We start from the raw sequence: 8,393 nt of genomic DNA on the forward strand, positions 1-8,393 counted from the left end.
GCGGCGACCCCGTCCGGGCACCGAAAGCCCCCCGGTTGCGGGGTTCACACCGATGGCCCCCGGTGCGACGCTGTGATCATGAGCCGTAGCCAAGTGCCGCACTCCGACGTCATCGACCGGCTGCTGACCGGCCTGCCCGCCGAGGCCGTGCTCACCGACCCCGACATCACGGCCTCCTACGCCAACGACATGGCCAGCTTCTGCCCGGCCGGCGCCCCGGCCGTGGTGGTCCTGCCCCGCACCGTCGAACAGGTCCAGCACGTCATGCGCACCGCCACCGCGCTGCGCGTGCCGGTCGTCCCGCAGGGCGCCCGCACCGGCCTGTCCGGCGGCGCCAACGCCACCGACGGCTGCATCGTGCTGTCACTGACCCGCATGGACCGGATCCTGGAGATCAGCCCGGTCGACCGGATCGCCGTGGTGGAACCCGGTGTGGTCAACGCGGCCCTGTCCCGCGCGGTCGGCGAACACGGCCTGTACTACCCGCCGGACCCCTCCAGCTGGGAGCAGTGCACCATCGGCGGCAACATCGGCACCGCCTCGGGCGGCCTGTGCTGCGTGAAGTACGGGGTGACCGCCGAGTACGTGCTCGGCCTCGACGTCGTCCTCGCCGACGGACGGCTCATGAGCACCGGCCGACGCACCGCGAAGGGCGTCGCCGGCTACGACCTGACCCGGCTGTTCGTCGGCTCCGAGGGCTCCCTCGGCATCGTCGTGCGGGCGGTCCTGGCACTGCGGCCCCGGCCGCCCCGGCAGCTGGTCCTCGCGGCCGAGTTCGCCTCCGCGGCCGCCGCCTGCGACGCGGTGTGCCGGATCATGGCCGGCGGACATGTGCCGTCCCTCCTCGAACTGATGGACCGCACCACCGTCAAGGCCGTCAACGACCTCGCGCACATGGGGCTGCCCGAGTCCACCGAGGCACTCCTCCTCGCCGCCTTCGACACCCCCGACCCCGGCCCCGACCTCGCCGCCGTGGGCGCGCTGTGCGAGGCCGCCGGCGCCACCGGGGTGGTCCCCGCCGAGGACGCCGCCGAGTCCGAACTGCTCCTCCAGGCAAGGCGGTTGTCCCTGACCGCGCTGGAGGCGGTGCGCGGGGTGACGATGATCGACGACGTGTGCGTGCCGCGCTCCCGGCTTGGCGACATGCTCGACGGCGTCGAGCGGATCGCCGAGAAGTACGGGCTGACCATCGGCGTCGTCGCCCACGCCGGCGACGGCAACACCCACCCCACGGTCTGCTTCGACGCGAGCGACGCCGACGAGTCCCGGCGCGCCCGCGAGTCCTTCGACGAGATCATGGCGCTCGGCCTGGAGCTCGGCGGGACCATCACCGGCGAACACGGCGTCGGCGTCCTGAAGAAGGAGTGGCTGGCCCGCGAGATCGGCCCCGTGGGCCTGGAGATGCAGCGCGGGATCAAGCAGGTCTTCGACCCCCTCGGCATCCTCAACCCGGGCAAGCTGTTCTGAGCCCTCGCACGCCCCGCGGCTCACTCCCCGTCCTTGGACTCGTCGCCCGGCCACGGATCGCGCAGCCACGGATCGTCGGCCGGGGTGGGGGCGAGCAGCTCGGCGAGTCCGTCGTCGATGCCGAGCTGCTCGGCCTCGGAGCCCGGGGGGACCACCCGCAGGGTCCGCTCCAGCCATGCCGACACCTGCGCGGTCGGCGCCTCCAGCAGCGCGTCGCCGTCGGGTGAGCTCAGCGCCATCAGCACGACGCTGCGGCCCTCGATCTTCGTCGGCCACACCCGCACGTCCCCGTGGCCGCACGGCCGGAACACCCCCTCCACCAGCAGCTCCCGGGCGAACGTCCAGTTGACGGGGTGGTCGGAGCCGATGTGGAAGGTGATGTGCACGGCGAAGGGGTCGTCGCTGGTGTAGCTCAGCAGGGCGGGGACGGGGATGCTCCGCTCGGGCGACAGCACGAGCTTCAGCTCCAGTTCCCGCTCAACCACGGTGGGGTACATGACGTCCGGTGTCCTCTCTCACGACGTTCATGGCTCTCGTACGGATCCCGAAGCGGGCCCGTACGAGTGGAGAGCGGGTTCGGTCCGTGGCATTACGCGGGTTCGCGAAAGTTTTCTCCGCACTTCCTTCCGGGCCCGTGACCGAGGGTGCGCGAGCTTGCCCGGAAAGGGGCGGGTACCGCGGGACTGGCGGTGGGGGTTGCCCGCGTCTGATAGATGTGGAGCCCCCCAGACGACCCCCGAGCAGATACGGGACGACGGACATGAGCGCCCCAACCCCGGCCCCCGGCGACGACAGGCCCCGCGAAGGGTATTACCCGGACCCCTCCATTCCTGGATATGTCCGGTACTGGAACGGTGCCGCGTGGGTACCGGGCACCAGCCGTCCGGCGCCGTCCGGCGGCGAACCGCTCGCCCCGCCGCCGGCCGGCACTCCGGCATCGGCCCCTGCGGCGGGTCCGGCCTCCGCTCCGGTCGAGGAGACGGGCCCGCACTTCTTCGACGAGGACCCGGCCGGCACGCCCGCGTCCGAACCGGGCCGCTCCCAGCACGGCAGCCGCCCGGAGCCCGCCTCGGCGTGGGGCGCCGACCGCTCCCGCCAGACCGGCTTCGGCGGCGACCCCGACCGCCGGGTCTCCTGGGGCGGCGCCCCCGACCCCCGCACCCAGGCCCCGGGTCCGGCCGAGGGCGCGACGGCCGCCACGGACGGTTCGGCGGCCGTGCCGCCCGCCGAACCGGAGCAGCAGCCGGGCAACAACACGTTCGTCTTCCGCCGCCCGACCCCCGGTCCCGCCGCCCAGGGCGCCCCCGGTTCCGCCGCACCGGCCACCTCCGGCCCCACGGCCGACGAGGGCACCATGACCTTCCGCGCGCTGTCCCCGCGCACGAGTGGCCAGGACGGTGCGTCCGGCGCACAGCAGGGGCGCACGGCCGGCCCGTCGGGCGGTCCCGCGTCGGCGGGGGCCGCCGGTGCGGGTGTGCCGGGCCCCGCCGCGGGCACCGCGTCCCCGGCTGGCTTCGGCCCGCCGGGACAGGGGCCGGTGGCGCAGCCGCCGGGCGCCTCACCGGGCGCCTCGCCCGCCGCCTCACCCGGCGTCTCTTCCGCCGCCCAGCAGGGCCCCGGTTTCGCCGCCGGCCGCACCGCCGCGGAGCGGGCCGCCGCCGTGCAGGCGCAGCAGCCCCGGGCCGCCGCCCCCGCGGCCCCCTCCGGCCCGCAGGCCGCCCCTTCGGTCCCCCAGCAGTCCGGCCCGCCAGCGGCCTCCCAGGCCCCCGCGCAGGCCCCCGCCCCGGTGGCCGGGGCCGCTCCGATGGCCGGCGGTGCCGGCGGCGGGCAGCCCTCCTGGGCCCAGCAGGTGCACCGGCTCGCCGGAGCGTCCGGCGAGGACCAGCCCGTGGCGCCCTGGAAGCCGCCCGTCGACGACGTCTTCCAGGCCGCGGCCCGCCGGCAGGCGGCCGCCCGGCCCGCCTCCCTCGGCAAGCGGTTCGCCGCCCGGCTGCTCGACACCGTCGTGCTGCTCGGTGTCACCGGCGCGGCCGCCGTGCCGCTCGGCACCCGGGCGATCGACCACGTCGACGCGAAGATCGACACGGCGAAGGCGTCCGGAGAGACCGTCACCGTGTGGCTGCTGGACGGCACCACGTCGGTGTACCTCGGCATCGTGCTCGCCGTCCTGCTGGTCTTCGGCGCGCTCTACGAGGCGCTGCCCACCGCCAAGTGGGGCCGCACGCTGGGCAAGAGGCTGTTCGGCCTGGAGGTGCGGGACATCGAGGCGCACGAGCCGCCGACCTTCGGCGGGGCCCTGCGCCGCTGGCTCGTCTACAGCGTGCCCGGACTGCTGGTGGTCGGTGTCGTCGGAGTCCTGTGGTGCCTGTTCGACAAGCCGTGGCGCCAGTGCTGGCACGACAAGGCCGCCCACACCTTCGTGACGGGCTGACGCGGGGGCGGGCGGAGAGGGGCCGGGACCTGCCGCGGGCCCCGGGTGGTCCCTTAGCCCGGACGGACCCTCGCCGGATGCGCGGCGCAGGGGTTCGCGGTCGACTCGGCCCATGAGCAGCGAACCGCCCCCCGGCTCCGGTGAGCAGCCGCCGGAAGACGACCCGTTCAGGAAGCAGCCCCCGTCCGGCGACCCGGGCGCGGCCGGCGGCTCGCCCTACGGCAGCCAGCCGCCGCCGTACCAGGGCGGTCCCTACGGCGGTGACCCCTACGGGGGCGGCGGCCCGTACGGCGGCGGTCCGTACGGCGGTGGCGGACAGCCGGCCGATCCGCTGGCCGGGATGCCACCGCTCGCCGAGAGCGGCCGGCGCACCCTGGCCCGGATCATCGACATGATCATGGTCGCCGTCGTGGTGTGGCTGCTGACCCTGGCCTTCCGGGTCAACGAACTCGACGTGACCTCCGACGACATGGACTACGGCAAGTCCCTCGGCCAGTCCGTGATCGCGGCCGTGCTCTACGTCGCCTACGACACGGTCATGATCTCCAGGTCCGGCCAGACGCTCGGCAAGAAGTGGCTGGGCATGCGGGTGGCCAACCTCGACAACGGGGCCACGCCCTCCGTGCAGACCGCGCTGGTCCGCTCGTTGGTGCTGTGGATCCCGTTCGCCTTCTGCTGCGCCTGCGTCTGGACCGCGATCTGCGGCGGCTGGAGCTACTTCGACAAGCCCTACAAGCAGGGCCTGCACGACAAGGCGGCCAAGACGGTCGTGGTCAGCACCCGCTAGCCGGCACCTGACAGAAGGGCCGTAGGGCCTGACGCCGCGCCGCGGAGCGGGAGTGCGACGGCAGGCCCCGACTCAGGACGCGGCGCGCTCGCGCACTGGCTCCGGCGCCACGGCGACCGGGGCCGGCCGCCGTGTGGTCGTCTCGGCCCCGGCGGGCTTGCGGAAGGCGATGACCCGGGCCTGCGGGGTGGGGACGGCCAGTGCCACCAGCAGTCCGAGAGCGAGTGCGGCGACGGCGACGAGCGCGATGCCCGGGGCCGAACTCGTCTGTGACAGCAGCAGCATGGCGAGCGTCGAGAAGATCACGGTGCACGAACCGTAGGCGAGCTGTGCGGCGGTCGGACGAGGCATGTCAATCGTGTCCTCGGATTCGGGGGTACACGGGGGTGTGGGCCTGGCATTCCGCCAACTTCCGGGCGTTCCGCCAACTGACTCTAATCGCGTCCATGCCCGAGCGGAACGAACAGTAAGCGTGACCTAACCAACAGTACCGGTGCACGGGGGGGCGCACGGAGTCATGACGTCCACCACATGGACGGGGTCGCGCGCCCGTCGAGTGACCCGCGGGTGTCCGTAAAGCGAACCTCGACTCCGCATAGTGCAGTTGACCTGTTCAAGTCAAGGTCTGTCTTTTCCGCTGAACCTCTAGTCAAATGTCGTCACTTGACTACACGCGTCGATCACACGCGCGCGAATCTCCATGACCAGGAACCCTCCCGTCGCGCGCGCTCGGACGCGGGGGAGGATCTCAAGTGACCAGCAGATCTTGGACGTTCAGAGCGGCCGCGACGGCTGTCGCGTTCGCGGCGGCCACCGCCACGTTCTCGGCGTTCACCACGGCCCAGGCCGACGACACGGCCACGGGCGTCATCGACCGGCACGACCCGGCGCCGGTGCACCAGGAGCACGAGCACGACCTCGACGGCCCGCTGAGCCAGACCCAGGAGGCCCAGCGCGAAGAGGCCCTGAAGCAGGTCATATCCGGCGAGGCCGAGGTGAAGGAGCGCGGCGGCTCCCAGGTCGTCGAGCTCAGGAGCAGGAAGGGCGACAGCAAGTACGTCGAACTCGGCCGTAAGAAGACCGACAAGATCTTCACGATCCTGGTCGAGTTCGGGGACGAGACGCTGCCCGAGTTCGGCGGGACCCCCGGCCCGCTGCACAACCGGATAGCCGAGCCGGACCGCAGCCAGGACAACAGCACGGCCTGGCAGGCGGACTACGACCAGAAGCACTTCGAGGACCTCTACTTCGGCACCCGCAAGGGCTCGGAGTCGATGAAGAAGTACTACGAGAAGCAGTCCTCGGGCCGCTACTCCATCGAGGGCGAGGTCTCCGACTGGGTCAAGGTCCCCTACAACGAGGCCCGTTACGGCAACAACGCCTGCGGCGAGACCAACTGCCCGAGCGTGTGGAACATCGTCAGCGACGGTGTGACCGCCTGGGTCGACCAGCAGAAGGCGGCCGGCCGCACCGACGCCCAGATCGCGGCGGACGTCAAGCAGTTCGACCAGTGGGACCGCTACGACTTCGACGGCGACGGCGAGTTCAACGAGTCCGACGGCTACATCGACCACTTCCAGGTCGTGCACGCCGGTGAGGACGAGTCCGCGGGCGGCGGCGCACAGGGTGAGGACGCCATCTGGGCCCACCGCTGGTACGCCTTCGGCACCGACGCCGGCGCCACCGGCCCGGACGACAACCGGCTGGGCGGCGCGCAGATCGGCTCCACCGGCATCTGGGTCGGCGACTACACCGTCCAGCCGGAGAACGGCGGACTCGGCGTCTTCGCCCACGAGTACGGCCACGACCTCGGTCTTCCGGACCACTACGACACCTCCGGCGGCGGCGAGAACTCCACCGGCTTCTGGACCCTGATGTCCTCCGGCTCCTGGCTCGGCACCGGCAAGGAGGCCATCGGCGACCTGCCCGGCGACATGACCGCCTGGGACAAGTTCCAGCTGGGCTGGCTCGACTTCGCCACGGCCAAGGCCGCGACCAGGTCGAAGCACAAGCTGGGCGTCGCCGAGTACAACACCAGGAACAAGCAGGCGCTCGTCGTCGAACTGCCCCAGAAGGCGGTCACCACCGAGATCGTCGCCCCGGCCGAGGGCACGAAGCAGTGGTGGAGCGGCAGCGGCGACAACCTCAAGAACACGCTGACCCGTTCGGTGGACCTCACCGGCAGGTCCTCGGCGGCGCTGACCCTCGACGGCTGGTGGGCCATCGAGGCCGGCTACGACTACCTCTACACCGAGGTGTCCACCGACGGCGGCGCCAACTGGACCTCCCTGGACGGCACGGCCGACGGCCAGCCGCTGTCCAGGGACGGCAGCGACAAGCCCGCGCTGAGCGGCTTCTCCCAGACGTACAAGAAGCTCGACTTCCCGCTGGACGCCTACGCCGGCCAGAAGATCGACCTGCGCTTCCGCTACGCCACCGACGGCGGTGTGGCCGAGAAGGGCTTCGCGGCCGACCGGATCTCGGTCACCGCGGACGGCACGGCGCTGTTCACCGACAACGCCGAGTCCGCGGACGCCGCTTGGACCGCCGCCGGCTTCGAGCGCATGGGCGGCTCGTTCACCAAGGACTACGCGCAGTTCTACATCGCGGAGAACCGCCAGTACGTGTCGTACGACAAGACCCTGAAGGTCGGCCCGTACAACTTCGGCTTCTCCACGACCCGTCCGGGCTGGGTGGAGCACTACCCGTACCAGAACGGCCTGTTGATCTGGAAGTGGGACACCTCCCAGGCGGACAACAACACCAGCAAGCACCCGGGCACCGGCCTGATCCTGCCGGTCGACTCCCACCACAAGGCGCTGAAGTGGGCCGACGGCACGCCGATGCGCAGCCGCATCCAGGCCTACGACTCGCCGTTCAGCCTGTACGGCACGGACGGCATCACGCTGCACAACGCCGACGTCAAGGTCCGGATCCCGGGGTCGAAGGGTGTGCCGGTCTTCAACGACCGCACCAGCACCTACTACGACCCGGCGACCCCGCAGGCCGGTGTCAAGATCACTGACACCAACACCAAGATCAAGATCGTCAAGGAGGCCAAGAACGGCTCGACGATCACGGTCGAGGTCGGTCCCGCAGGCCGGTAAACGGCATATTTGCAGGTCAGAAGCGTATCGGCGGCAACCCCTGGCGGGTTGCCGCCGATCCGTGTTTAGGTGCGTGCTGTGGTTCTCTTATTGACACCGACGCACACGGGGGTGTGACCGCATGGCCGCAGGAGGCTTCTGCAAGCTGCCGACCGGCAGCGTGGTGGTGGCGCTGAACCTGCCCGCGCCGGCCGTGGCCGGCATGGGCTCGGTCCGGGTCCTCGTCCACGCCCGCAACCGGGCCCGGGCCCTGACCAGGCTCCGCAACGTCGGGCTGCGCGCGGTCTACCTCCGAGGCAACGCGGCACCGCCCACCCCGGACGAGATCACCGCGGTCCTGCACCACCCCGACGGCCTCATATGGCGTACGGCACCGGACAGCGGTGTCGCCGCGGCCTGCCCGGGGCCCGCCCAGGAGCTGTGGCGCCCGATCAGATCCCTGGTCAGACGCCCCACGGCCCCCGTCTAGGGCGTGTTTCGAAAGTCCCGCCTGCCCCGCGGCGTCTGGCACGCGCGCTCGCGGCGTTGCCGAAACGCCCGAATAGCTCCGCTATTAGGGCGCTCCGGCGCCTTGCGATCGCACGCACCAGACGCCGCGGGG

General features: G+C 71.9%; 7 protein-coding genes. 5 read left to right on the top strand and 2 right to left on the bottom strand.

Annotated elements, in window-relative coordinates; genetic code table 11:
• The first annotated feature begins 72 nt into the window (after positions 1 to 72).
• Complete coding sequence (locus tag ABT296_RS27250) at positions 73 to 1,467, top strand: FAD-binding oxidoreductase (protein WP_453167635.1); 1,395 nt, start codon at positions 73 to 75, stop codon at positions 1,465 to 1,467.
• Between the two features lie 20 nt (positions 1,468 to 1,487).
• On the opposite strand, the gene ABT296_RS27255 is transcribed toward ABT296_RS27250, so the two are convergent.
• Positions 1,488 to 1,964: an SsgA family sporulation/cell division regulator gene (locus ABT296_RS27255; protein WP_351931283.1), complete on the bottom strand. Its 477-nt coding sequence runs from the start codon at positions 1,962 to 1,964 to the stop codon at positions 1,488 to 1,490.
• A 263-nt stretch (positions 1,965 to 2,227) separates the two neighbouring features.
• Here ABT296_RS27255 and ABT296_RS27260 point away from each other — a divergent pair, with 263 nt between their 5' ends.
• Complete coding sequence (locus ABT296_RS27260) at positions 2,228 to 3,898, top strand: RDD family protein (protein WP_351931284.1); 1,671 nt, start codon at positions 2,228 to 2,230, stop codon at positions 3,896 to 3,898.
• 112 nt (positions 3,899 to 4,010) lie between these two features.
• Positions 4,011 to 4,685: an RDD family protein gene (locus ABT296_RS27265; protein WP_351931285.1), complete on the top strand. Its 675-nt coding sequence runs from the start codon at positions 4,011 to 4,013 to the stop codon at positions 4,683 to 4,685.
• Between the two features lie 72 nt (positions 4,686 to 4,757).
• Here ABT296_RS27265 and ABT296_RS27270 read toward each other — a convergent pair whose 3' ends face one another.
• Positions 4,758 to 5,036 carry a hypothetical protein gene (locus tag ABT296_RS27270; protein WP_351931286.1) on the bottom strand — a complete coding sequence of 93 codons (279 nt, stop codon included), beginning with the start codon at positions 5,034 to 5,036 and terminating at the stop codon, positions 4,758 to 4,760.
• A gap of 401 nt (positions 5,037 to 5,437) precedes the next feature.
• Between ABT296_RS27270 and ABT296_RS27275 the strand changes: the two genes are divergently transcribed.
• Together ABT296_RS27275 and ABT296_RS27280 are read left to right on the top strand one after the other, a co-directional pair.
• A complete protein-coding gene (locus tag ABT296_RS27275; RefSeq protein ID WP_351931287.1) occupies positions 5,438 to 7,792 on the top strand; it encodes an immune inhibitor A domain-containing protein in 2,355 nt (784 codons plus the stop codon).
• Between the two features lie 121 nt (positions 7,793 to 7,913).
• Complete coding sequence (locus tag ABT296_RS27280; RefSeq protein WP_351931288.1) at positions 7,914 to 8,261, top strand: hypothetical protein; 348 nt, start codon at positions 7,914 to 7,916, stop codon at positions 8,259 to 8,261.
• Positions 8,262 to 8,393: the final 132 nt, after the last annotated feature.

The organism is Streptomyces sp. NPDC000983 (genome assembly GCF_040299205.1).
GTDB lineage: Bacteria > Actinomycetota > Actinomycetes > Streptomycetales > Streptomycetaceae > Streptomyces.